Source organism: Kocuria gwangalliensis, from assembly GCF_039544365.1.
In the GTDB taxonomy this organism is placed as follows: domain Bacteria; phylum Actinomycetota; class Actinomycetes; order Actinomycetales; family Micrococcaceae; genus Kocuria; species Kocuria gwangalliensis.
This window is the reverse complement of sequence record NZ_BAABLN010000001.1, coordinates 1-23,101: the sequence shown is the minus strand read 5'-3', so window position 1 is coordinate 23,101 and position 23,101 is coordinate 1. Positions and strand designations below refer to the sequence as shown.

The following is a 23,101-nucleotide window of genomic DNA, read 5'->3' as shown; positions in this document are numbered from 1 at the left end:
GTGGCTAGCATGGGTCCATGACTGATCAGCAGACTGTTTCCAGCACGGCACCGCGCACCGCCCTGGTCACCGGGGCCACCCGGGGTATCGGCAGAGCCGTGGCCGAGGACCTCGCCCGTGACCACGTGGTGTTCGTGGGCGGCCGGCGTTCCAATGACGTTGAGCGGGTGCGTTCCGAACTCGAGGGGCTCGGCCCGGGCACTCGGCCGTTCGTCGCCGAACTCACCGACGACGCCGCGGTCGAGGCCGCGTGGGCGCCCCTGGCTCATGAGTTCCCGGGGCTGAACGTGGTGGTGCACTCCGCCGGTATTGCACCCATGGCACGGGTGGCGGAAACCACTCGTGACCAGTGGCGCGAGATTTTCGAGGTCAATGTCTTCTCGGTGGCCCAACTGACCAAGTTGGTGCTGCCCCAGCTGCGAGCCGTCGGCGGGGACGTGGTGGCCATCAACTCGGGGTCGGGCTTCACCGCCGGGCCGGCGTCGTCCTTGTATTCCGGGACCAAATTTGCCCTGCGAGCCTTCACGGACGCGCTGCGCGAAGAAGAGCGCGCGAACGGCGTGCGGGTGTCGTCGGTGCATCCGGGTCGGGTGGCCACGGACATGCAGGAAGAACTGCATGCCTACCAGGGCAAGGAATATCGCGCCGAGGAATGGATCCAACCGGCCCAGATCGCGGCTGCCGTGCGCGTTGTTGTCGATGCCGAGCGAACATCGCAGGTGGAGGTCATCACCGTGCGCCCATCGGGCATGCATTAGGTAGCTGTGGATGCAAATTAGCATCCACTCATATGCCGAGACACATTAACACCCCCTGGTGAAACCCTGGGGGTTATCCCCGTGTGGTAAGGCTCACAGTGGTTCAGGATTAAGTTCTAACGCGCAACCATTCCGGAAACGCACCGGGGGTCCAGGGGCTCTCCGGAAGATCTTTGATCCGAGAGGACCACCACCATGAGCAACACACTCGTTGCCGCGAACCCGCGAAAAGAGGCGAGGACCGCCGCCTGGGTCGCCGGTATCGCCTGCGCCGCACTGATTTTCGACGGTTTCGACCTCACCATTTACGGGACCGTCCTCACCACATTGATGGCAGATCCCTCCCACATCGGCGCACTTGACGCCGCCACCGCGGGAACCCTGGGTTCCTACGCGCTGATCGGTGTGCTCATCGGCGCCCTGATCTGCGGTTCCATCGGCGACTACGTGGGCCGCCGTCGCATCATCCTGGTCGGCATCGCCTGGTTCTCCATCGGCATGTTCGTGACCTCGCTCTCCACCTCGATCTTCGCGTTCGGTGCTTTGCGCTTGATCACCGGTATCGGTCTGGGTGCGATCCTCGCCACGGCCGGTGCGACCATTGCGGAGTTCGCTCCCGCCGGGCGCCGTAACTTCTACAACGCCGTTGTGTACTCGGGTATCCCCGCCGGTGGCGTGCTCGCCGCGCTGCTGGGCATGATCCTTCTTGAGCCCTTGGGCTGGCGCGGTCTGTTCATGATCGGCGCGACTCCCATCCTGTTCCTGTTGCCCATTGCGTTCTTCAAGCTCCCCGAGTCCCCGCGCTGGTTGCTCTCCCGCGGCCGCCGCGAAGAGGCCGAGGCGCTTTCCCTCAAGACCGGCACGCCCTTGCTGGAGGAGGTCGTCGTTCAGAAGGCCGGCGCTACTCCCGCCAAGACCGGCTTCGGTGCCGTGTTCTCCTCGCAGTTCCGCGTGGGTGCAATCCTCCTGGGCTTCATGTCCTTCTCCGGCCTGCTGCTGACCTACGGCCTCAACACCTGGCTCCCCAAGATCATGGAGAGCTACGGCTACGGCAAGACCTACTCGCTGGCATTCCTGCTGGTGCTCAACTCCGGCGCTGTGATCGGTGGTGTGGTGGCCTCCAAGCTCGCCGACCGCCGCGGACCCCAGTTCATCGTCTCCACCACCTTCGTGATCGCAGCCATCACGCTGGTGCTGATGACCTTCCACTTCCCGCTGCCGGTGCTGTTCATGTTCATTGCCGTGGCCGGTGTGGGCACCCTGGGTACCCAGGTGCTGATTTACGGCTTCACCTCCAACTACTTCACCACCAACGCTCGTGCAGCCGGTGTGGCCTGGTGCTCCGGCTTCGGCCGACTGGGCGGCATCTTCGGCCCGCTCATCGGTGGCTGGCTGGTTGCAGCCGGTCTGGGTGGCGCCACCGCGTTCTACATCTTCGGTGGTGTGGCACTGTTCGGCGCACTCGTGACCGTATTGGTTCCCCGCCAGAAGGCTGTGGAAGCCGCCACGGAAAAGGCAGAGGAAATCCTGGAGTCTTCCGAAAACCAGGACGCCAATACTCCCTCGACCGTCCTGAACTGATGTTCCGGGAACGACAGTCGGCCGGCGACCTGGCGCGCTGACCCCGACTGCCTCGGGAAACATAGAAACACCAAGGGTGCCGTTGCTCACTGCGAGCAGCGGCACCCTGCGTTTGTGCTCTCCGCATGCCTGGCGTCCACGCGGCCGTACCCCGCCGATATGCTCCGCCACTTCAGGTGCCGTTAGGGCCGTACCGCACATCTGAGGGGCCGGTGGAACCTTTTGTCTGGTGGGGAAGGGTCCTATCCTCACCTGAGGTGGGTTCGACGGCGCTACCGGCCCCTGTCGTGCGTAGCCTGCGTTCGCCCACCGTGCCTCTGCCGCGCAGATGAGGGCCGCATCGGGTCACATCGCGCCCCGCAAATGGGCGCCCTTCGGGTCGCAGAGCCGGTCACCGCGCGGAGCGCCCTCCACAGGGGCCCGGTGGGCAACACCCGGGGTGAGTAAACGGCTTGGTCTGCAACGACGGCGACCGAGCGGCGTCGAGAACTTCTAGGGTCCCTCCCATGCGAACTCTCGAAGCAATGGACCTCGGACCAAAACTCACCCTGCTGAGCGCCCGGGAATGGGAACGGCGACCGCGGGACCTACGACGCAGACCGTACATGCGGCAACTGGCCAGGGGAGCGTGGGTTCGGAGCGCTGAACCGCTGAGTGTTCAGCAGCGATCGGTTCTGCTGCGGGATCACCTGGAACGGCACCGAGGTCAGGTGGCGGTGACCGGACTGACGGCCCTCGACATGTTGAACCTCCCCGTCCATCACGCCTACGGCTGGGAACAACGCCTCTTGGGCCACGCCTCCGCACCACGGGCCAGGGAGTACGAGGCACGATCACACACGACACACTTAGCGTGGAACGGCACGAGGCTGGCATCGAGTCAGAGACTGACGCGCGTATCCAAGTCGTTGGCGCTGCCGGGGATCGTGGGTCCGTGGGATTGTCCGCTGACCCACCCGTTGGAGGCACTCGTGGCCGCGGCTCCGGTCCTTCCCCTGTGGCGCATCACCGCGTGCTTGGATGCAATGATTTCCCTACGGGTCGTGGCCGAAGGGCGCACGGTGATCCAACCGCTTGCTGTGGATCACGTGGCGGAGCTACTCGCTCACCTGCCACCGCGGGCCCAGAGCGTGGTGCGGGTTCGACAGGCCCTGAAACTCGCTCAGGGGCCCACGATCTCTTCGATGGAAACCCTGCTCCGCCTAGTGCTGCTCACCTGCGGACTACAGCCCATGGAGACCAATCACCCGTTCATGATGGACGGCAGATGGGTGTATCCGGACCTTGCCTGGCCGGCGGACATGGTCGCCCTGGAATACAACGGGCGCCCACACTGGGAGAACGGACAGGCGTACGGGGATGAGAACTATCGGATCCAACGCCTTCGGGATCATGGGTGGCAGGTCCGCGTGGTGGTCCTCGACGACCTCAGGGATCCCAAGCGACGCATGGAACTCTTGCAGTGGCTGTTCCATCACTTGGATCCTGCACGCGCCAGGCGCAGCCAAAGCCCACTGCAGCACGTGAGGGGTCGTTAGAACCCTCCCGCCGGCGAGAAGAGGTTCTAACGGCCCCTCACGTGCGATCGCCGGTCCTGGCACCCCCCCGGGCCCAGCGACAGCGCCTACTCCGGCGTATCCACCTTGGTGGGGTTGAGCACGCGGGAGAGGAATGACCGGGTGCGTTCGTGTTTGGGGGAGCCGATGACCTCGCGGGCTGGGCCTTCCTCGACCACCACGCCTCCGTCCATGAAGACCACGCGATCGGCGACGTCGCGGGCAAAGGACATCTCGTGGGTCACCACGAGCATGGTCATGCCCTCGTTGGCGAGGGTGCGCATGATGGCCAGCACATCGCCTACGGTTTCCGGGTCCAGCGCGGAGGTGGGCTCGTCGAAGAGCATCAGGTCCGGGTTCATGGACAGCGCACGGGCAATGGCCACGCGCTGCTGCTGACCACCGGAGAGCTGCCCGGGGCGCTGCTGCGCCTTCTCCACGAGACCCACGCGTTCCAGGTTGGTCATTGCGGTCTGCTCGGCCTCGGCATTGGAGCGCTTGAGCACCTTGACCTGGGACACGGTGCAGTTCTCCAGCACGGTCAGGTGCGGGAACAGGTTGAACTGCTGGAACACCATGCCCACGTTGCGGCGCATGGCGTCCACGTCGATGTCCGGGTCGGTCACGTCAAAGCCGCTGACCGTGATGTCACCGGACTGCGGTTCTTCCAGCAGGTTGAGACAGCGCAGCAGGGTGGACTTCCCGGAACCGGAGGGCCCGATCAAACACACCACTTCACCGGGGTGAACGGTCAGGTCGATGCCGCGCAGCACCTCGAGGTCGCCGTAGGCCTTGTTGAGCCCGCGCACGGACACGGCGGGTGCTTGGGATCCGGGGGTCGCCTGAGTGTTTTCGGTTGCAAATGTGGACACCGTGGCTCCTAGGAGGACTTCTTGACGCGGTCGGTCTTGGTTTCAAAGCGGCGGGACAGGATACCCAGCGGCACGGTGATGATCAGGTAACAGATACCCGCCGCGACCAGCGGTGTCAGGCCCGCGCCGGCGCCGGAAATGCCCTCGCGGCCGAACTTGGTGAGTTCGTACTGGGCCAATCCCATGCCCAGCAGATAGACCAGGGAGGAGTCCTTGGTCAGCAGGATGACCTCGTTGGTCAGTGGCGGCAACACAATGCGCAGCGCTTGGGGGATGACAATGGTCACCATGGCGCGGGTGTGGGACATGCCCAGGGATCGGGCGGCTTCGTACTGGCCCGCGGGAACCGCCTGCAGGCCGGCGCGCAGGGACTCCGCGATGTAGGCCGCTGCCACCACACCCAGGGCGATCATCACGGTCACGTAGTGATTGAACCGGAAGCCGAACGCCAAGGGGATGCCGTAGCCCAGAGCCAGGAACACCAACAGTGCGGGGACGCCGCGGAAGAACTCGATGTAAAGGGTCGCGATCCACCGGTACGGTGCCACGGAGGAGAGTTTCATGAGCGCCAGGACCACACCCAGGCTCAGCCCCACCACGAAACCGAGGGCCGTGTAGATGAGCGTGTTCTTCAGGGCAACGGTGATGATCCCGGGGAACTGATCCGCGATCACCGCGGGGTTGAACACCCGTTCGTACAGAATGCGCCAGTCCGCGAGAACGACCAGGGCGATCAACACCAGTATCAGCACGGCGTACTGGATGCCCCGCGACAGCTTGGCGCGCTGCCGGGTGGTCATGGCCATCAGTTTTCTCCCTCAGTCATTACAAACGTCCTCACAGAATTTCTTGTTCAATCATCTCGCAGTGCGCAGGCAACGGGTGTGCCGGGCGAGAGACTCGCCCGGCACACGTTGCAGATCACATCGGTTTCCGGCATCGGTGGTTTGCCGGGTCAGAGACCGATCCACTCTTCGCGCATCTTGTCCATGGTGCCGTCCTCGTTGAGGCGGTCCAGGGTCTGGTTCACGGAATCGAGAAGCTGGGTGTTGCCCTTCTTCACGGCCACACCCAGGTTCTCGCCGGTGTCCACGGTCTCCACGATTTCGAGGTTCTCGTTCTCCTCGGCGCGGTTGCCCAGCGTGGAGATGTTACCGGACACGGCCTTCACCCCGCCGGTCTCCAGGGACTGGAACATGAGCTCCACGTCCTCGAACTGCTGCACGGTGGCACCCTTTTCCTGGGCGAACTTCTCACCGGAGGTGGCTTGCTGTGCTCCCACGGAGGTGTCGCCAATGGAGTCGAAGCCGGTGATGCCGGAATCCTTGGTGGTCAACAAGCCGATCTCGTCATTGAAGTACGGCTTGGAGAAGTCCATGGAGGCTTTGCGCTCGTCGGTGATCCCCATACCGGAGATGACCATTTCGCACTGGCCGGTGTCCAGGGCGGCGCCGGATTCCAGGGTCTCGAAGTTCGCCTGGATGAATTCCTTTTCCTTGCCCTGGTCCTTGGCGATCTCATCGGCCAGCGCCATGTCGAAGCCCACGACCTCGCCGTCGCGCTCGAACTCGAACGGGGGATAGGGCGAATTGGCGCACACGGTGAGCTTGCCGCCCTCGCCGCCGGCCTGGGAATCGGACTCGGACGTGGATTCGCAGCCGGTGAGGATCAGGCCGGTGGCGGACAGCAGGGCCAGGGCGGGCAGTACGCGGCGAAGCTTGGACATGGGATCTCCCTCGGAAAGCAATAACGCTGTGTAGTTTGTGGAAAACCTTACTACGCCGTTATTTCCGGCGACCCGAACCCGCAGGGACTCACGCGCGCGTAGCGGGCAGGGCCTCGAGCATGGGTCGCAGTTTGGCCCAGGTCTCGGCCAGTTCGGCCCGGGGGTCGGATTCCGCGACGATCCCGCATCCCGCGCTCACACGGGCCCGCCGCGCGTCGAGTTGCACCGCACCGCGCAGCGCGATGCCCCATTCGCCGTTACCGGAGGCATCGAGCCAGCCCACGGGACCGGCGTACAAACCGCGATCCATGCGCTCTAAATCTTCGATCACGCCGCCGGCCACGTCGGTCGGGGTTCCGCACACGGCGGCGGTCGGGTGAACGGCCTCGGCCAGTTCGAGCGGGGAGGGCAGAGTGCCGTCAACACCGGTGCGCAGTTCGGCGCGCACGTCGGAGGCCAGGTGCCACACGTTGGGCAGGGCCAGGATGAAGGGTTCTTCCTCGCCGTGCACGGTCTGCGCATACGGCGACAGCCCCGCGAGCAGGGAGTCCACGGCGAACTTGTGCTCGCGCTGCTGCTTGTCGGACCCGCCCAGGGTCACGCCGGCGAAGTCCTCGGGATTGGCGCCCTCCGGGAGGTCGTGCCGGTCCAGGGTTCCCGCGAGCACGCGCGCCGAGGCCGTCCCCTGCTTCACACGGATCAGCATTTCCGGGGTCGCGCCCAGCAGTCGCCCCGCGTTCGGGTCGGCGGCGCCACCGGGGCGTACACAATACGTCCAGCACGAGTCGTACCGGTCACTCAGCCGCGCAAGTACAGCGCTGAGTTCAATGGGCCGCCCCGCGTCGACCACCACGTCGCGCGCCAGCACCAGCTTGTCCAGATCACCCGCTCGAATCATGTCGACGCCGTCCGCCACGGCCGCCATCCAACGGTCCTCGTCCAGGGCACCCGGGGTCGCGGTGGGGTACGACGCCGCCGCACTCGCCGTGTCGGGCGCGTCTCGCGTGTGGAGCGTGGCCGGTGACTCGACCACGTGAGCCCGCCAAGCGGCGTCGGCGTCGGCGGTCGTGAGTGCGGCGCAATCGGTGCGGATCAGCGTGACCCACGCGCCGTGTTCGTCGGAGCCGATCACAAGTTCCGGGACCACGAGCCCCGAATCGGCGGTGGAGGAGGGCGAAAAAGCGAACGCCCCGAAGGCCAGCAGGCCGGTGCCGGGTCGGTTGACGCGGTCGTCCACGGTGGCGGAATCGCGCACGGCGTCCCACCACACGCGAGCGGAGGTGAAGCGGGTCCCGCCGCGCACCCGGAACTCGGCGGACCGACCCAGCCCCACCAGCCCCTGACCGCGCAGGATCCACGTGGCCGGATCGCGGCTACCCAGCAGGCGGCGGACGTCTGGCTGGGTGGCGAAATCCGCGGCGGCCGGCAAGTCGGCCGCGGGCACCGTGAGGACACTCATGCTGGGTGGGGAAGTATCAATGGTCATTGCCCTCCAGCATAGGACGGCTGCGGGCGGAGAAAGCTCATCGGCAATGACACAATGGACGACGGACCGAGCAGTAACGGCTAGGGGCACACGGAGGGCCACAGCACAGTGAAGGTATTGATCAGCGGGGGCGGCCCCGCCGGAGCCACCGCAGCCTACTGGTTGGCCGCCCAGGGAATCTCCGTCACGGTGTTGGAGAAAACCAGCTATCCGCGCGAAAAGGTGTGCGGCGACGGGCTGACCCCGCGCGCCGTGAAGCAAATGCAGCTTATGGGCCTGCCCCACACGGCCGAGCACGGGTACAAGCGCAATCAGGGACTGCGCCTGGTGGCAGTCGGACGCACCGTGGAATTCCCGTGGCCCGAACTCACCGACTTTCCCGCCTACGGCCTGGTGCGCACGCGCGCCGGCTTCGACGAGGACCTCATCCGGCATGCCCAGGGCGCCGGCGCCACCGTGATCGAACACCGTTCCGTGCAGGACGTGTTACGCGATGACACCGGTCGGATCATCGGCCTGCGGGCCACCGTGATGGACCCCGCCACCGGGCGCCGGACCTCGCAGACCGAGGATCACCACGCGGATCTCGTGATGGCCGCTGACGGCAACTCGACCCGCACCGCGGTCGCGGCCGGTCTGCACCGCCGCAAGGACCGGCCCATGGGTGTGGCCGTGCGCACCTATTACCGTTCTCCGCGCTCGGAACTGGACTGGATGGAGGGTTGGCTCGAACTCGTGGACGGCACCGACCCCAAGCGGTCGCTGCTGCCCGGCTACGGCTGGGTCTTCGGCGTGGGGGACGGCACCGCCAATGTGGGCCTGGGCATCCTGGACACCTCGCCCGCCTTCGGCACCCTCGACTACCGCGCCGTGCTGCGCGACTGGGCGGCGTCCATGCCCGCCGAATGGACCTTCGACCCCGAGCACCAAGAGGGCCGCGTGGGTTCGGCCGCCCTGCCCATGGCCGCCAACCGCACCCCGCACTACGTTCCCGGCCTCATGCTGCTCGGCGATTCCGCCGGGCTGGTGTCCCCGTTCAACGGTGAGGGCATCTCCAACGCCATGGAATCGGCGCTGTTCGCGGCCTCGTGCGTGGTGGATGCCGCGGCGGCCCACGGGCTTCAACAGCGCGAGAATGCGCTGGCTCGCTACCCGCAGCTGGTACACGAGGAATGGGGTGCCCACTTCGTGCAGGGCCGCGCGCTCGCCGAACTCATTGGGCACCCGGCTTTGTTGAGCGCGGGAGTGCGCGCGGGCATGCGCATGCCCCAGTTGATGCGATTCGCGGTGCAAATCATGACGGAGCTCTCGGACCGCCCCGCCCGAACCATGACCGACCGTGCCGTAGCGCTCATTGATGCGCTAACACCCTCCCGTTGAATTGTCGATAGAGTGATACACCGTGACTGAAACCAGCCGACTGAATGGCTCATTGCGTTTGCCCGCAGGATTTGAGCTCATTGCCCGGGACGACCGCCTGGGTCCGCTCGTCGTGGAATCACTCGCGCAGATCGAAACGCGGCTGGAAGAGGCCCTGCGCTCGACCGATCACCTGGCAGACGTGACCGCGCGTCACCTGCTGCAGGCCGGCGGCAAACGAGTGCGCCCGCTGCTCACACTGCTTGCCGCGGACGCGGCCGGTCAGATCAACCAGAAGGTGATCGAAGCCGCGGCCGTGGTGGAAATGACGCACCTGGCCACGCTCTACCACGACGACGTAATGGATTCCGCCCCGCTGCGTCGCGGTGTCGAGACCGCGCAGACGGTGTGGGGCAACTCCGTGGCAATCCTCACCGGTGACCTGATCTTCGCCCGCGCCTCTGCCATGGTCTCCGAGCTGGGCCAGGAGCCCTTGCTGATCCAGGCAAGGACGTTCGAACGGCTGGTCATCGGGCAGCTGCAGGAAACCACCGGCCCCGCCGAGGGCCAGGACCCCGTGGCCCATTACCTCAATGTGTTGGCGGGTAAGACCGGTTCGCTGATTGCCGCCAGCGGCCAGTACGGTTCCCTGTTGGGCGGAGCCCCGCGAGACGTCATCGACATGCTGGTCGAGTACGGCGAAAAGGTGGGCCTGGCCTTCCAACTCGCGGACGACATCATTGATCTCACGGGACACGACGACGTGTCCGGCAAGACCCCGGGCACCGACCTGCGCGAAGGCGTGGACACGCTGCCCGTGCTCCTGCTGCGCCGGGATGCGGAATGCGAGGACCGGTCGGTCGCGGACCCCGCCCGGGAGGTCCTGGACCTCATTGACGGTGACCTGTCCAGCGATGACGCGCTGGCCCGAGCGGTGGCGGCCGTGACCGCCCATCCCGTGTCCGCAGAGGCGTGGGACACGGCCAACCGGTGGGCCGACGATGCCATTGCCGCGATCCGGCCGCTGCCGGAAACCGTGACCAAGGCGGCGCTGATCGAATTTGCCCACGCGGTGGTGCACAGAGAAGGCTGATACCTCAGTAAGCTGGGGAACATCCAAAAACCGCCCCGCATCACGCTGTGATCCAGACTGATGCTCGGGCGGGATGTGTTCCCCCTGTGAGGATCATCGAATGTCCACTAAATCTTTACGTGGTGGCGCTTCCAACGAGGCTTTCTCCGGACGCACCATGTTCATCTTTGCCGCCATCGGCTCCGCCGTTGGTCTGGGCAATATCTGGCGTTTCCCCTATGTCGCGTATGACAACGGTGGCGGCGCATTTCTTATCCCTTACCTGGTCGCTCTGCTGACCGCGGGTATCCCTCTGCTGATGCTCGACTACGCGGTGGGCCACCGTTACCGGGCCTCCGCGCCCCTGGCATATCGCCGGCTCCACCCCAAACTAGAAATGATCGGGTGGTGGCAACTGGGTATTTGCGTGGTCATCGCGCTGTACTACGCGATCATTCTCGCGTGGGCCATGCAGTACACGATCTTCTCGTTCACCAAGGCCTGGGGAGATGATCCGGCGGGCTTCTTCATGTCGGATTACATGCAGGTCTCGGATGAAGTCACCATTAGCTTCAACTTCATTTGGCCGGTGTTCATTGCCACAGCCATTGCCTGGCTCGCCCTGTTGGTGGTGCTCATGATGGGCGTGCAGAAGGGTATTGGTCGTATCAATGCCATCCTGATTCCGCTCCTCGTGGTCATGTTCCTGATCATGGTCGGGATCGCCCTGACCCTGCCCGGCGCCAGCGGCGGTTTGGATGCTCTGTTCACGCCCTCCTGGGAGGCACTGGGTGACTCCTCCGTGTGGGTTGCCGCGTACGGCCAGATCTTCTTCTCGCTGTCCGTGGGCTTCGGCATCATGATCACCTACGCCGCCTACCTCAAGCCCAAGTCGGACCTGACGGGTTCGGCGCTGGTGGTCGGTTTCGCCAACTCGAGTTTCGAGATCCTGGCGGGTATCGGCGTGTTCGCGGCGCTGGGCTTCATGGCCGCGGCAGCTGGCACCGGTGTGGACGAGGTCGCGACCTCCGGTATCGGCCTGGCGTTCATTGCCTTCCCGGCCATCATTTCCGAGGCACCGTTCGGCGTGCTCATCGGTGTGCTGTTCTTCGGTGCACTGGCCTTCGCCGGCTTCACGTCCATGATTTCGATCGTGGAAGTGATCGTGGCCGGCTTCCGTGACAAGTTGGGCCTGAGCCGCCCGGTGGCAGTGGCGGTGGTTGTCATTCCGCTGGCGATTGTGTCGCTGCTGTTCTTCCCCACGACCACGGGTTTGAACCTCCTGGACGTGGTGGACGCCTTTGTGAACAACTTTGGCATTGTCGCCGCAGCCCTGATCTCGGTGCTCATGCTGACTGCCGGATTCTCGGCGCTGCCCACTCTGCGCGATCACCTCAACTCGGTGTCCTCGTTCAAGTTGGGCCGTACCTGGATGATCGTGGCCGGTGCAGTGACCCCCGTGGTGCTGGGCTACATGCTGATCGATCAGCTCACGCTCAACCTCGCCGAGGGCTACAACGACATGCCTCAGTGGTTCGTCAACGTGTTCGGCTGGGGTATGGCCGGCGGCTTGGTGGTCATTGCCTACCTGCTGTCCAAGTTGCCCTGGTCCCGTCGCACGTCGGCAGCTTTCACCAGCCCTGCGCCCAGCGTGCAGGACGCCTACCTGGACCGCGAGCTGCTGGCCCAGGACAAGTCCTTCACCCACTACCGGGGCACGGCCCTGCGCAGCCCGGCACTGGACCAGGACTACTCGCTGCGGGCCATCCAGCACGGCACCGTTGTGCACCAGCGGGCTCCCTGGGAAGACGGCACGGCAACCGCCGACGACGCCGCCGCGTCACGTTCCGCGGGTCGGCCCACCCGTGACAACCAGGAAGGAAGTGCCCGATGAGCACCACAGCCATTGTCATGATGATCGTTGCCATCGTGTTGGTGTGGGGCGGGCTGCTGCTCTCCATCGTCAACATCCGACGCTCACCGGAAGAAGTCGATGAGCTGGACCCGGACTATCCGGAGCAGCCCGATGATTTCGGTCACCCGGAACCGGGGGAGCGCTCCCGCGTGGGTGAACCGTCCCGCTGACCGGGCGCCGCCGTCACCGGGCGAACACATGACCGAAGGCCGAGGCGCGCTGGGATCCCGCGAGGAATCCGGGTGCGCCCCGGCCTTTGTCGTACCCGGGAAAGAACAGTGGCTAAGCAGTGTTCCGTTTCCGTTGCAGCCGGCGTGCGCGGGGTGCGCGAACGGCGTCGAGAATCATGAGGAGCACCGCGCACCAGACGATACCGAACCCGATCCAGCGTTCCAGCGGCATGGATTCGCCCAGGACGGCAATGGCCAGAATGAACTGACCAATGGGTGCTACGTATTGGATCATGCCCACGGTGCTCAGGGGAAGGCGGGCGGCCGCGGAACCGAACAACAGCAGGGGCACAGCGGTGATGATGCCGGAGGACGCCAGCAGCCAGAAGTGGCCGGCGCCTTCCGAGAACAGCGTGACCTGGCCCTGCGAGTTCAAGAAGATCATGCCGACCAGGGCCAGGGGAGCGATGGCCGCGGTTTCACCGGTGAGTGTCACGAGTGCCGGGTAGCGGCTTCCGATCGTGGACTTCACCAGTCCGTAGAACCCGAACGAGAACGCGAGCCCCAGGGACAGCCACGGCACGGAACCGTAGAACACGGACATCACCAGCACCGCCAGGCACCCCACGACAATGGCGGCCCATTGCAAGGGTCGCAGCTTCTCGCGCAACACGATCACCCCCAGCAGCACGGCCACAATGGGGTTGATGAAGTATCCCAGGGAGGCTTCCAGCGTGCGCTCGGTGGTGGTGGCCACGGTGTAGAGCAGCCAGTTCCCGGCGATCAGCAGCCCCGCAATCATGAGGGCAATGGCTGCTTTGCCATCCCGGAAGAGCTGCTTCATGGCACCCAGGGAGCGCGTGAGCGCCAGCAGGATCAGACAGAAGATCAGTGAGAACAGGACGCGCGCCGACACGATCTCGTACGCGGTGGCGGGCAACAGCAGAATGAAATACAGGGGCAGCAGACCCCAGATGCCGTACGCGCCAAAACCGTACAGAAAACCGGCCCGGGTCCTTTTTTTCCGATCAGGTCCCGGACCGGTCTCCACGTTGTACGTCACCATCCGATCCTAACGGTGGACGGCACCTCGGTCACACACCGAAGAAGCGGCTGAAGAATCCCTTCTTCTTCTCGCCCTTCTTCTCCAACTGCTCGTTGGTCTCGACCTCTTCACCGTCAACCACGGCGGGGGCCGAGATGTCCTCGGCCGCGCCGGGGCCGGCCACGGTCTCGCGGCGGGCGGCGGTGTCATGCTCGCGTTCGCCGCGGGCATCGGCAATGCGCGGCTCGTCACGGGCCGCGCGCTCATCGCGATCAACCAGGGCGGACTCCTCCTCCCGGGACACACCCGGCTGGGAGGCCGCGAGGTCCGGCTCGGGGATACGCCCAATGGTGGTGGTGTTCGGCTGCGGAGAAGCCTCGGGGCCCGCTGTGGGTTCGGGCACTTCCTCCGGGTCCGGCAGCACGGTGGTCTGCACCCGACCGGGGACAGCCGGCTCCCGAGTGGGTTCCTGATCGAAGGGGCGGTCGCCGTCGCGCAGCTCGCCGGCGGCAACAGCGACGTCGTCCTCGGGCTGTTCCGGCTCCGGGGCGGAGATGTCCTCCGCGGACAGCTCCTCGGGCAGGGGCTCTTCTTCCGGGGCCGACGCCGCCTTGGCCGCCTCGCGCTCGCGGCGCTCGTTCTCGGACGCCTCGCGTTCCCGCTCGTTCTTCTCCTCGGCCTCGGCGCGTTGGAGTTCGCCCAGCTGTACGGCGAGCTTCATGGCGACCTGGCGGTCCTCGCGCAGTGCCTCACGGTGGGTCTCGGCCCGGCGCTCGAGATCCTCGAGTTCCTCCGGGCCCACGGAGGGCTCCGCGGGTTCCACGCCGGTGATCTGGTGGTCGTCGAACCAGAAGCGCTGAGCGCCGTCGTGAACGGTGACCACGCAGGTGGCGTCCGTGTCCCACTCGACGTGCGCGCCGCGCAGGGCGGCGTAACTGTTCACGGCCAGGTTGTGGTCCACGGCGGTATCGGTGGTCAGGGACTCACCAATCACCTGCATCATGCGCTGCTCGCTCAAGCGCGGCAGCTGGAAGGCCTCGCCCTCGAGCAGCAGCCACGCGGTGATGTTGCCGCCGGCGCGGGCAGGGTAGTGGGCGTACAGGCCCGTGACCGCTTTGGCCGCCAACGTGAGGCGGCGGGCAAGCCCGTCCTGGAGTGGCTGCTCGTCGGTGGTCAATTCGTCGACTTCCAATCGCTGGCCGGCCTCCTTGGCCTGGACGGCGGCGGACACGACCTGCGGGTTGAAGTGGCCCAGCTCCTGCCAGGACCAGATCCAGCTACCGCGCGCCGCTGATTCGGTGCCCAGCAGGTACGGGGTGAGCGTGAGCGGCGGGGTGGTTTGCAGGGTGAACGACGGCGCGGAAAAATCCACGTCCCAATCCGCGCCCTGAGACAGCTCCGCCAGCACTGCCTGGTATTCGGTGGAGATGAAAATAGAAGCGTCGATCAGCTCCTGCAACGTTTTTGTCATAGCACCCAGGCTAACAACTGGCACGGCACCTCCGCGCAGCTCCTGGCGGTTTTCACCGCGTCTGGCAGAAAGATCCCAGGCTGCTGACGTTCCTATCGCGTTGGATAGGGTTGCTGCAAGAGGACCGCGGGAAAGCCCGCTTCAGCCAACGGGCACCGGACGGCCGGGCCGAAGGGAACAAAACTCACCATGACCTCAGCTCCGCACACCGAACAGGACCCGGGTACACGCAGCGAACGCGAGCTGGTGGCGGAGATCGGACGTTGGGTTTTGTCGGTCCTGCGGACCGAGCCCGGGTGGGACTCCACGCGCGTCGACTTCAAACCGCAGGGTGACCGGGTGTATTTGCGGGTCGCCGAAAACCGGGACGGAACCGCGATCCCCGGTGCGGCGGGACCCATCAAGCAGGGCAGCCCCGTGCTCGAATCTCTGGCCGAACTACAGCGCAGTTGCTATCTGAAGGGCCGCGGAACGTGGCTCACCGTCAGCGTCACGATTGCCGCGAAGGGGTGGCCCGAACCCGACTACCGCTTTGCAGCGCGGTATAACTTCCACGATTTGCCGCAGCAGTTCTTGCATGAGGGCCGCTACGAAGCTCAGGACATCGCCGCGCATCTGGGTGAGTTCCCTCGCACTGTGGCACGCACGCCGGAGTGGGCTATCGGGCTTGCCGGGGAACAGGGCATTGATCTCGAGTTCGTGGACCCGTCCGAGGACCACGGTGCCCAGGCCGACCACACCCACCCCCGATTGCGCGCGGCAATCGCCGAGTACGTGGCGAATCCCGTGGACCAGGCAATGGCCAACGTCCTGCGCGAGGCCATGACCGGCATGGTGCTGCTGGACATCACCGGTTCGGATCTGGTGCCGGGCGAGGAGGGTCAACCGGTAGGCCCGGAATCGCAGATCCGGGTGCAGGCATTGGGACAGGAGGACGGCACTCGTGCCTTGGCGGTGTACACGACCACGGACGAGGCGCGCGCGGTGTTCCGGGAGAACAACAAGGATCCCGAGAAAACGGAACCGGTGTTGTTCCGTCAGCAGTCTGCGGCCGTGCTCAACATGGTGGCCACGGACCCCCAGTACGACGAACTGGTCTTCGACCCCGGGGGAGAGAACCCCATGCGCATCGAGCGTGCACAAATTGAATGGGTCAACCGGACCCCGCACAACCGCGCGGTCAAGGAAGCCCTGCTGGACAACAACATGTCCGGGTTGCTGGCGGCGATCCTCAACCCCAACGGCCAGTTGCTCTTCGGCACGCGCGACCGTAACGGAAAATCCATGCCCGTCATGGTGCAACCCCAGGATCCGAACGCCGCACCGGACACCATCATGGTGTTCACCTCGGCTGCGGAAATTGCTGCACTGGACACCAGCCTGCAGGTTCGTGCCGCACCGTCACGGGACGTCCTCAAATTCGCCGTGGACTCGGGAGCGGCCGGGGTGTGCGTCAACGCTCTGCCCCCGGTGGCCACCATCCCCGCACAGCAAGTGCGAGAGCTCCTGGACCTCGTGGCCCAGCAGGAGGGGCAGCGGCACGACAAACAGGGCTAATGGCCGCGCTCACCCGATGTAGACGGCCATGGATGCGGTCCCGACCCGCGCCACCCTCAGTCCCGCCGCCGTGCAACTGCTGTGCGCACGCGCATGCCGAGGTCCGTGTCCACGTGCTCCCAGTACTGGAAGGCGCGTTCCTGGATGGCTTCATCCGAAACATCGCCCACGTGAGCCGCAATGTTCTCAACGGTCTGGGCCTTCTCCTCGGCGCTGAAGACCTCTCGGAACAGGGTGCCGGCCTGGCCGAAGTCGTCGTCCTCGGAGTGCAGGGTGGCTGCGGCGCGGAGCATGTCGCCGTCGGACTCCCAGCGCAACTCGTCAGCGGCCTTCTCGCCACCGGCCACCGGGCCACCCGTGGTGTTGGGGGCATGGACCGGCTGGTTCGGGTGCTTGAACGAGTAACGCATGGGACCGTCGTGGGAGTAGGAGTTCTGGTCGGCGCGGTACGGGAAGTTCACGGGAAGGTCCGCGAAGTTCGGGCCGATGCGGTGGCGGTGGGTGTCCGGGTAGGAGAACACGCGAGTCATCAGCATCTTGTCCGGGGAAATCTCCACGCCCGGAACGGTGTTGCCCGGCGAGAACGCCGCCTGCTCGATCTGGGCGAAGTGGTTCAGGGGGTTCTGGTTCAGGGTGAACTTACCCACCTTGATGCGGGGGTAGTCCTTCTTGGAGATCGTCTTGGTGACGTCGAACGGGTTGAAACGGTAGTCCTTGGCATCCTCATAGGGCATGACCTGCACGTACAGCGTCCAGGAGGGGAAATCGCCGTTCTCGATGGCCTGGTGGAGGTCGCGGCGGTGGGCGTCGGCATCCTCACCGGCAATTTTTTTCGCTGCCTCATCGGTGAGGCCTTCCACACCCTGGTCCGCGATGAAGTGGTACTTGATCCAGAAACGCGCGCCGTGTTCATTGACCCACTGATAGGTGTGGGAGCCGTAGCCATTCATGTGCCGGTAGCTCTTGGGGATGCCGCGGGGGCCCATCAGGTAGGTGACTTGGTGCGCGGATTCCGGGGACTGGGTCCAGAAGTCCCACTGCATGGTGTTGTCGCGCAGGCCGGAACCCGGCAGTCGCTTCTGGGAGTGGATGAAGTCCGGGAACTTGATGCCGTCGCGGACGAAGAAGACGGGGGTGTTGTTGCCCACGATGTCCAAGTTGCCCTCGGTGGTGTAGAACTTCAGCGAGAAGCCGCGGGGGTCGCGCCAGGTGTCGGGGGAGCCCAGCTCGCCGGCCACGGTGGAGAAGCGAGCCAGCATGGGGGTTTTGGTGCCGGGTTGGAACACGGCGGCCTTGGTGTAGCGGGACACGTCCTCGGTAATGTCCAGTTCGCCGAACGCACCGGAACCCTTGGCGTGCACCACGCGCTCGGGGACGCGTTCGCGGTCGAACGCGGCGAGCTTCTCCACCACGTAGGAGTCGTGAAGAACAATGGGCCCGTCTGCACCCACCGACAGTGAGTGCTCGTCGGACGCGACGTGCTTTCCCAACTGGTCGGTGGTGAACGAGCCGGTCTGTCGAAGGCCGTGTTCGTGGGGAGTGCTGTCGGACAAGGTTCCTCCTGGGTGACCCTGCGCCGGCTTCAACGCAGTGGCTGTGGCCACACCGACCGCGAGGGGTTGATACCCCCGGTCGACGTGGTGTTCCTGAGTATCCATCGTACCGTTATTCTGAATCACTCACAATAATTTGATGTGCTGCACGTCTCACAAGAAGTTTCAAAATTTCTTTCCGATCTCGCGTCACGATTCACGTCCCGGGCTGTCTACATAGTGAATCGCACGCGGGCTGCGTGCGATTCCGGACGGTCTCAGCGCTCGGGGACCGACGTACCGCCGCAGTTGGAGCACAAGGACCGGGGAGGGCCCTGCGCAGCGGTGGGCTAGAGCGACCAACTTCCGAGCGGGCTGCTCGGATGGGGGAGGGACGGGTGAGATAGGAGACGGGGGTGCGGGTCTGGGGAGTAACCGCACCCCCGGCCCACCTTTTGGGCTGAATAGTTTCAGTTGTGTCACAGTCGGTATCCCGGCCTGACAACTGCCGATGTGCTGACACAATGGTTGGACCCGTCAGCACTCCTAAGGCGCCATGGAAGACACACGACGTCCCGCTCTCCGGGATAGCCAGCAGAATTCGACACCAGCGGCCAATGATGAGCCATTACTCGATGCTGTTCGCATCGGTGATCGTCAAGCCTTTGGGGAACTGTACAAGCGCCACTGCGGTGCAGTGTTCGCCGTTGCCCGCCTGCACACCAACAGTCATGCTGAGGCGGAGGACATCACCTCGGAGGCCTTCACCCGGGTACTCGCGCTCCTGAAGTCCGGTGGCGGTCCACGACAATTCTTGCGCGCATACCTGGTCACCGCCGTGTCCCGTCTGGCAGCCGATCGCGCCAATGACCTCAGTCGGACCCAGCCTCAGGAACCCCAGGAGCAGGGCAAACTGGACCGGGTCCAACTCTTCGACGACACCGTGGTGCGCCAAGTGGACGCCGCCGTCGTCGCGCGGGCCTTCGCATCCCTGCCCGAGCGTTGGCAAGAGGTGCTCTGGTACCTCGAGATCGAGGGTTATCGGCCGCGCCAAGTGGCCTCCGTGGTGGGTATTCAACCCAACGCCGTCTCCGCACTGGGCAAGCGGGCTCGCGAGGGCCTCCGGACGGCATACATGCAGCAACACGTATCCGCGCAAGCCCTCGAGGAATGCGGCGAATACTCCGCGCAGCTGGGGGCTTTCGTCCGCGGCACGCTTACACCGTCCAAGATGAAGCTCATGCAGGACCACCTCGATTCCTGCGAACGATGCACGGCGGAGTACCTTCAGCTCCAGGATCTGGGTGTGGGCCTGCGCGGCTGGATTCTGCCCATCCTGGCGGGTCTGCCGCTCTGGGGCGATGCCCCGGATCGACTGATTGCCGCACTCGGCACCGCGGGTGCCGGTGGCGCGGTCGGCGTTTCCGGTGTTTCCGGCGTGATGTCCGCTACCACGACGCCGCTCGGGGCCTGCGTCCCAGGGGCCTCAGTTCCCGCTGCGGCGACGGCGACGGCAACGGCCGCGTCCACTGCCTCGGTTTCGTCAGTGACCGCTGCCGCGGGCGGGGTCATAACCGGTTCGGCCACCAAGGTCATTCTTGCTGCCGCCGGCGTGGCCGTTGCGGGGACCGGTACGGCGGGCATCGTGGCCACCGTCCAGCATGACTCATCAGAGGTGGTGAACACGCGACAGGCGCAACCGGCCATGGATGACCCTGCCGGGGGTTCTGCGGGTTCTGCGGGTGATCCACCGGGTGCGGGTGCCCGCGACAGGGGTGACGAATCCACCGGGTCGTTGAAATCCTCGGCGCCTGACCCGTCACCTGCCAAGGATGACCCTTCAAGCATCCGGCTACCCGCGGCCCGTGAGGATTCCGTGACCCCGCAGCTCGAGGTGCCGGTGCTGCCCGTGCCGCCGGGCCCCGTGCCGCCCGTTGAGCCCCCGGTCCCCGAAGTTGCGGGTCCGCGTGACAACCCGGCCCAGGAGCCGTCCGAGGGCGGCGGGGACGGCGAGGCGCCCGAGGTTCCCGGACCCGTCGGAACTCCGGATCCGCGGGTCGATCCGTTCCCCGAGGTTGCCGGACCCATAGCAACGCCGGACCCTTTGGTGACTCCGCTCCCCGAGGTTCCCGGACCGGGTGAGGCGCCGGAATCAGTGGTCACGCCCGTCCCTGGTGTCTCTGGACCAGGTGAGGTGCCGGATTCTGTAATGAGTCCGCTTCCTGAGGTTCCTGGACCCGTTGAGACGCCGGATTCTGTGGTCACGCCCGTCCCTGGTGTTCCTGGGTCCGTTGAGACGCCAAATTCTGTGGCGAGTCCGCTTCCTGAGGTTCCCGGACCCGCTGAGACTCCGGATCCGTCGATCACTCCCGTCCCCGAGGTTCCCGGACCTATCGAAACTCCGGATCCGGTGGTCGATTCGCTCCCTGAGGTTCCCGATTCGGGCAATGTCGGCACGGGTGATCCCGGCCCGGCCGATCCGAACGGCCCGGTCGAAAACAATAACGGCAGCGACACCCCGGACGCCCCGGACGCCCCGGCAACTCCGGACAATCCTGAAGCCCAGCCGAGCGCGCCGGAGGTCGAAGCGCCCGCGACGCCCGGAGCGCCGTCGTCGTCCGAGAAACCGCCTGTTGCCGGGCCGGACACCCAGCCGACGGGTCCTGCCACCGACCCGACCGTGCCCGTACCGACCGCTCCGGTGACCGGCCCAACGCAACCCGCGCCGGACCCCACCGATGCGGTGGATGTCCCCGACGTGACGGCGGCCGAAAATCCCAGCGACGTCACAGGGCGGTGGGGAACAGTACCAAGCGGCTGGACGTTGACTGATTGGATCGCATATTTACTCACCGGTGCGCGCCCGTAATTGCTGCGCGGTAGCCCGGTGCGGAGGAGAAGGTGGAATGCATAAGCATTACAACGGGCTGAAAACCGTGCTGCTGCTGGGCGGCATGTGGGCGGTGCTGCTGGTTATCGGCGCGGTCATTGCCGGAGCTACCCGTAGCTCGGTGTTCATCGTGATCTTTGCCGTGATCGGACTGATCGGCACGGCGTACAGCTACTGGAACTCGGACAAACTGGCCATTCGGTCCATGCGGGCAATTCAAGTGACGCCGCAGCAAGCGCCCACCATGTACCGCATCGTGCATGACCTGTCGCAGCGGGCGGGCCAGCCCATGCCGCGTTTGTTCATTGCCCCCACCATGAGCCCCAATGCGTTTGCAACCGGCCGTAACCCGGAGAATGCCGCCGTGTGCTGTACGGAAGGTATCCTCCAGATCTTGGACGAGCGCGAGCTGCGCGGGGTTCTGGGCCACGAACTGATGCATGTTTACAATCGAGATATCCTGACCTCTTCGGTGGCGGCAGCCGTGGCGGGGCTCATCACATCTGCCGCGCAATTCCTGCAGTTCGCCGCCATTTTCGGCGGCCGTGGCGGGGACCGCGGCGGCAATCCGCTGGTGGCCTTGCTCATGGCCTTCTTGGCTCCCGTTGCCGCCATGGTCATCCAAATGGCCATCTCACGGACCCGCGAATACGACGCCGACCAGGAAGGCGCGCAGCTCACCGGTGACCCGCTGGCGCTCGCATCCGCACTGCGCAAGATCGAGGGCGGCGCCTCTCAGCGTCCGATGAATCCTAACGATCAACAGCTCGTCAACACGTCGCACCTGATGATCGCCAACCCGTTCCGGGGCGGCGGGCTCAAAAGCATGTTCCGCACCCACCCATCGACCGACGACCGTGTGGCTCGGTTGGAGAACATGGCGCGCAGCGGAGGGTTCTACGGCCGCACCAACTGATCAGCGACCAGCCACGGAAGAAGCCGTGACCCCAACCCGGGTCACGGCTTCTTTCTGACCCCACCAAGGGCGGGTTCGGCTCAGCGGTAATTCACGAACTGCAGGTCCACGTCGAGTTCTGACCCATTGAGCAGCGCAATCACATCCTGCAGATCATCGCGGGACTTGGAGGACACCCGCAGCTCGTCGCCCTGGATGGTGGCCTTCACACCCTTGGGCCCTTCATCGCGAATGAGCTTGGTGATCTTCTTGGCCTGGTCCTGGGCAATGCCCTCCTTGATGGTGGACTCGATGCGGTACTCCTTGCCGGAGGCGTACGGTTCACCGTCGTCCAAGGACTTCAGGGAAATGCCGCGCTTGACGAGCTTGGACTGGAACACGTCCAGAACGGCCTGGGCTCGTTCCTCGGAGTTGGCCTTGATCAAGATCTTCTCGCCCGAGAAGTCGATCTCGGCGCCCACCCCGCGGAAGTCGTAGCGCTGGGACACCTCTTTCTGAGCCTGATTGAGGGCATTGGAGACTTCCTGCTTGTCTACCTTGCTGACCACATCGAACGAAGATTCTGAAGCCACGGTGTTCCTTTCACTTGGGTGTTGGAGGCGTGCTGATAACTCTCACGGACCAGCCTAGTGGTCGTCCTGGTCTCCTGGTTGTTATCAATTTGTCACCGGGAGCACAGGCGGATTTCAGGACCACGGGTAAGGATGAGTCCATGACTCAGATCGACCGCAGCCGTTCTGCTTCAGACCATCATTCTTCCTTGTCAAGACGGGTTTTGCCCATGAAAAAGCAGTCGCGTATCCGTGTGCCCGGGGTCAAGGTCTCCAAGGCCGTACTCCGCCGGGGCAGTGGCGCCCTCGCGGGAACAGCGCTTGCCGCAGGACTTATCGTCGGTGGTTCCGGAGCGGCTCAGGCTCAACCACCCCGCGCACTGCTGACTCCTCCCGCCGTCCAGTCCAATGCAGTGGCCGGCCAGGGCGTGGCGGTCCAGCGGCGCCTGGCAGGCATCCGTCAAGACCTGGATCGCGCGGTCGCCCTGGGCGACGTCACCCAGGAGCAAGCGGATGCCTTTGCGGCCAAAATCGTTCGCCACATGAACTGATCGGACCAATTTTGCAGGGCTATTTCAAAGTCGGTGAGTGTGGTGTGGATTTTCGCGCGGGCTTGTGGGGTCCCGGCGTGGCTGCTGGTCATC

Annotated in this window: 19 protein-coding genes; 11 read left to right on the top strand and 8 right to left on the bottom strand. The window is 65.1% G+C overall.

Annotation, left to right across the window (positions count from 1 at the left end):
• The first annotated feature begins 17 nt into the window (after positions 1 to 17).
• The 3 genes from ABEA06_RS00095 to ABEA06_RS00085 all read left to right on the top strand — a co-directional run bounded on the left by ABEA06_RS00095 (position 18) and on the right by ABEA06_RS00085 (position 3,877).
• Positions 18 to 758: an SDR family oxidoreductase gene (locus ABEA06_RS00095; RefSeq protein ID WP_345310157.1), complete on the top strand. Its 741-nt coding sequence runs from the start codon at positions 18 to 20 to the stop codon at positions 756 to 758.
• A 195-nt stretch (positions 759 to 953) separates the two neighbouring features.
• Entirely contained in the window at positions 954 to 2,339 is a 1,386-nt protein-coding gene (locus tag ABEA06_RS00090) for an MFS transporter (protein WP_345310156.1), read from the top strand.
• A 506-nt stretch (positions 2,340 to 2,845) separates the two neighbouring features.
• Positions 2,846 to 3,877, top strand: coding sequence for a hypothetical protein (locus ABEA06_RS00085; protein ID WP_345310155.1), 1,032 nt, complete (start codon positions 2,846 to 2,848; stop codon positions 3,875 to 3,877).
• A gap of 86 nt (positions 3,878 to 3,963) precedes the next feature.
• Here the strand turns inward: ABEA06_RS00085 and ABEA06_RS00080 are convergent, their stop codons facing one another.
• The 4 genes from ABEA06_RS00080 to ABEA06_RS00065 form a co-directional block, all read right to left on the bottom strand.
• Positions 3,964 to 4,767: an amino acid ABC transporter ATP-binding protein gene (locus tag ABEA06_RS00080; protein WP_345310154.1), complete on the bottom strand. Its 804-nt coding sequence runs from the start codon at positions 4,765 to 4,767 to the stop codon at positions 3,964 to 3,966.
• Positions 4,768 to 4,775: 8 nt separating this feature from the next.
• Entirely contained in the window at positions 4,776 to 5,573 is a 798-nt protein-coding gene (locus tag ABEA06_RS00075; RefSeq protein WP_345310153.1) for an amino acid ABC transporter permease, read from the bottom strand.
• 149 nt (positions 5,574 to 5,722) lie between these two features.
• Entirely contained in the window at positions 5,723 to 6,493 is a 771-nt protein-coding gene (locus ABEA06_RS00070; RefSeq protein WP_345310152.1) for an ABC transporter substrate-binding protein, read from the bottom strand.
• An 88-nt stretch (positions 6,494 to 6,581) separates the two neighbouring features.
• Positions 6,582 to 7,979: an isochorismate synthase gene (locus ABEA06_RS00065; protein ID WP_345310151.1), complete on the bottom strand. Its 1,398-nt coding sequence runs from the start codon at positions 7,977 to 7,979 to the stop codon at positions 6,582 to 6,584.
• Between the two features lie 108 nt (positions 7,980 to 8,087).
• Here ABEA06_RS00065 and ABEA06_RS00060 point away from each other — a divergent pair, with 108 nt between their 5' ends.
• The 4 genes from ABEA06_RS00060 to ABEA06_RS00045 all read left to right on the top strand — a co-directional run bounded on the left by ABEA06_RS00060 (position 8,088) and on the right by ABEA06_RS00045 (position 12,495).
• Positions 8,088 to 9,359 (top strand): geranylgeranyl reductase family protein, encoded by a 1,272-nt coding sequence (locus ABEA06_RS00060; RefSeq protein ID WP_345310150.1) that lies wholly within the window; start codon positions 8,088 to 8,090, stop codon positions 9,357 to 9,359.
• 22 nt (positions 9,360 to 9,381) lie between these two features.
• Positions 9,382 to 10,431: a polyprenyl synthetase family protein gene (locus tag ABEA06_RS00055; protein WP_303382499.1), complete on the top strand. Its 1,050-nt coding sequence runs from the start codon at positions 9,382 to 9,384 to the stop codon at positions 10,429 to 10,431.
• 100 nt (positions 10,432 to 10,531) lie between these two features.
• Complete coding sequence (locus ABEA06_RS00050) at positions 10,532 to 12,304, top strand: sodium-dependent transporter (RefSeq protein WP_345310149.1); 1,773 nt, start codon at positions 10,532 to 10,534, stop codon at positions 12,302 to 12,304.
• Positions 12,301 to 12,495: a methionine/alanine import family NSS transporter small subunit gene (locus ABEA06_RS00045; RefSeq protein WP_303382501.1), complete on the top strand. Its 195-nt coding sequence runs from the start codon at positions 12,301 to 12,303 to the stop codon at positions 12,493 to 12,495. Before ABEA06_RS00050 ends, ABEA06_RS00045 begins: the two co-directional genes overlap by 4 nt.
• Before the next feature lie 112 nt (positions 12,496 to 12,607).
• Here ABEA06_RS00045 and rarD read toward each other — a convergent pair whose 3' ends face one another.
• Positions 12,608 to 13,558, bottom strand: coding sequence for an EamA family transporter RarD (gene rarD, locus ABEA06_RS00040; protein ID WP_303382502.1), 951 nt, complete (start codon positions 13,556 to 13,558; stop codon positions 12,608 to 12,610).
• Between the two features lie 31 nt (positions 13,559 to 13,589).
• Positions 13,590 to 15,011 (bottom strand): DUF6882 domain-containing protein, encoded by a 1,422-nt coding sequence (locus tag ABEA06_RS00035; RefSeq protein ID WP_345310148.1) that lies wholly within the window; start codon positions 15,009 to 15,011, stop codon positions 13,590 to 13,592.
• 189 nt (positions 15,012 to 15,200) lie between these two features.
• Between ABEA06_RS00035 and ABEA06_RS00030 the strand changes: the two genes are divergently transcribed.
• Entirely contained in the window at positions 15,201 to 16,568 is a 1,368-nt protein-coding gene (locus ABEA06_RS00030) for an SseB family protein (RefSeq protein ID WP_345310147.1), read from the top strand.
• Between the two features lie 56 nt (positions 16,569 to 16,624).
• Here the strand turns inward: ABEA06_RS00030 and ABEA06_RS00025 are convergent, their stop codons facing one another.
• Positions 16,625 to 18,121, bottom strand: a complete 1,497-nt coding sequence (locus tag ABEA06_RS00025) for a catalase (protein ID WP_345310146.1) — start codon at positions 18,119 to 18,121, stop codon at positions 16,625 to 16,627.
• Between the two features lie 535 nt (positions 18,122 to 18,656).
• On the opposite strand from ABEA06_RS00025, the gene ABEA06_RS00020 reads away from it, so the two are divergent.
• Both ABEA06_RS00020 and htpX read left to right on the top strand, forming a co-directional pair.
• Positions 18,657 to 20,969: a sigma-70 family RNA polymerase sigma factor gene (locus ABEA06_RS00020; protein WP_345310145.1), complete on the top strand. Its 2,313-nt coding sequence runs from the start codon at positions 18,657 to 18,659 to the stop codon at positions 20,967 to 20,969.
• A 37-nt stretch (positions 20,970 to 21,006) separates the two neighbouring features.
• Positions 21,007 to 21,906: a zinc metalloprotease HtpX gene (gene htpX, locus ABEA06_RS00015; protein ID WP_312395671.1), complete on the top strand. Its 900-nt coding sequence runs from the start codon at positions 21,007 to 21,009 to the stop codon at positions 21,904 to 21,906.
• An 80-nt stretch (positions 21,907 to 21,986) separates the two neighbouring features.
• Here the strand turns inward: htpX and ABEA06_RS00010 are convergent, their stop codons facing one another.
• A complete protein-coding gene (locus ABEA06_RS00010; protein WP_303382508.1) occupies positions 21,987 to 22,478 on the bottom strand; it encodes a YajQ family cyclic di-GMP-binding protein in 492 nt (163 codons plus the stop codon).
• A gap of 209 nt (positions 22,479 to 22,687) precedes the next feature.
• On the opposite strand from ABEA06_RS00010, the gene ABEA06_RS00005 reads away from it, so the two are divergent.
• Complete coding sequence (locus tag ABEA06_RS00005; RefSeq protein WP_303382509.1) at positions 22,688 to 23,008, top strand: hypothetical protein; 321 nt, start codon at positions 22,688 to 22,690, stop codon at positions 23,006 to 23,008.
• Positions 23,009 to 23,101 lie beyond the last annotated feature (93 nt).

Excerpts from the sequence above, each read along its gene's own strand:
- ABEA06_RS00050 (WP_345310149.1), top strand. The coding sequence starts at position 10,532 with ATGTCCACTAAATCTTTACGTGGTGGCGCTTCCAACGAGGCTTTCTCC.
- ABEA06_RS00020 (WP_345310145.1), top strand. The coding sequence starts at position 18,657 with ATGGAAGACACACGACGTCCCGCTCTCCGGGATAGCCAGCAGAATTCG.
- ABEA06_RS00035 (WP_345310148.1), bottom strand. The coding sequence starts at position 15,011 with ATGACAAAAACGTTGCAGGAGCTGATCGACGCTTCTATTTTCATCTCC.
- ABEA06_RS00045 (WP_303382501.1), top strand. The coding sequence starts at position 12,301 with ATGAGCACCACAGCCATTGTCATGATGATCGTTGCCATCGTGTTGGTG.
- ABEA06_RS00070 (WP_345310152.1), bottom strand. The coding sequence starts at position 6,493 with ATGTCCAAGCTTCGCCGCGTACTGCCCGCCCTGGCCCTGCTGTCCGCC.
- ABEA06_RS00095 (WP_345310157.1), top strand. The coding sequence starts at position 18 with ATGACTGATCAGCAGACTGTTTCCAGCACGGCACCGCGCACCGCCCTG.
- htpX (WP_312395671.1), top strand. The coding sequence starts at position 21,007 with ATGCATAAGCATTACAACGGGCTGAAAACCGTGCTGCTGCTGGGCGGC.
- ABEA06_RS00030 (WP_345310147.1), top strand. The coding sequence starts at position 15,201 with ATGACCTCAGCTCCGCACACCGAACAGGACCCGGGTACACGCAGCGAA.
- ABEA06_RS00005 (WP_303382509.1), top strand. The coding sequence starts at position 22,688 with ATGAAAAAGCAGTCGCGTATCCGTGTGCCCGGGGTCAAGGTCTCCAAG.
- ABEA06_RS00085 (WP_345310155.1), top strand. The coding sequence starts at position 2,846 with ATGCGAACTCTCGAAGCAATGGACCTCGGACCAAAACTCACCCTGCTG.
- ABEA06_RS00065 (WP_345310151.1), bottom strand. The coding sequence starts at position 7,979 with ATGACCATTGATACTTCCCCACCCAGCATGAGTGTCCTCACGGTGCCC.
- ABEA06_RS00090 (WP_345310156.1), top strand. The coding sequence starts at position 954 with ATGAGCAACACACTCGTTGCCGCGAACCCGCGAAAAGAGGCGAGGACC.
- ABEA06_RS00075 (WP_345310153.1), bottom strand. The coding sequence starts at position 5,573 with ATGGCCATGACCACCCGGCAGCGCGCCAAGCTGTCGCGGGGCATCCAG.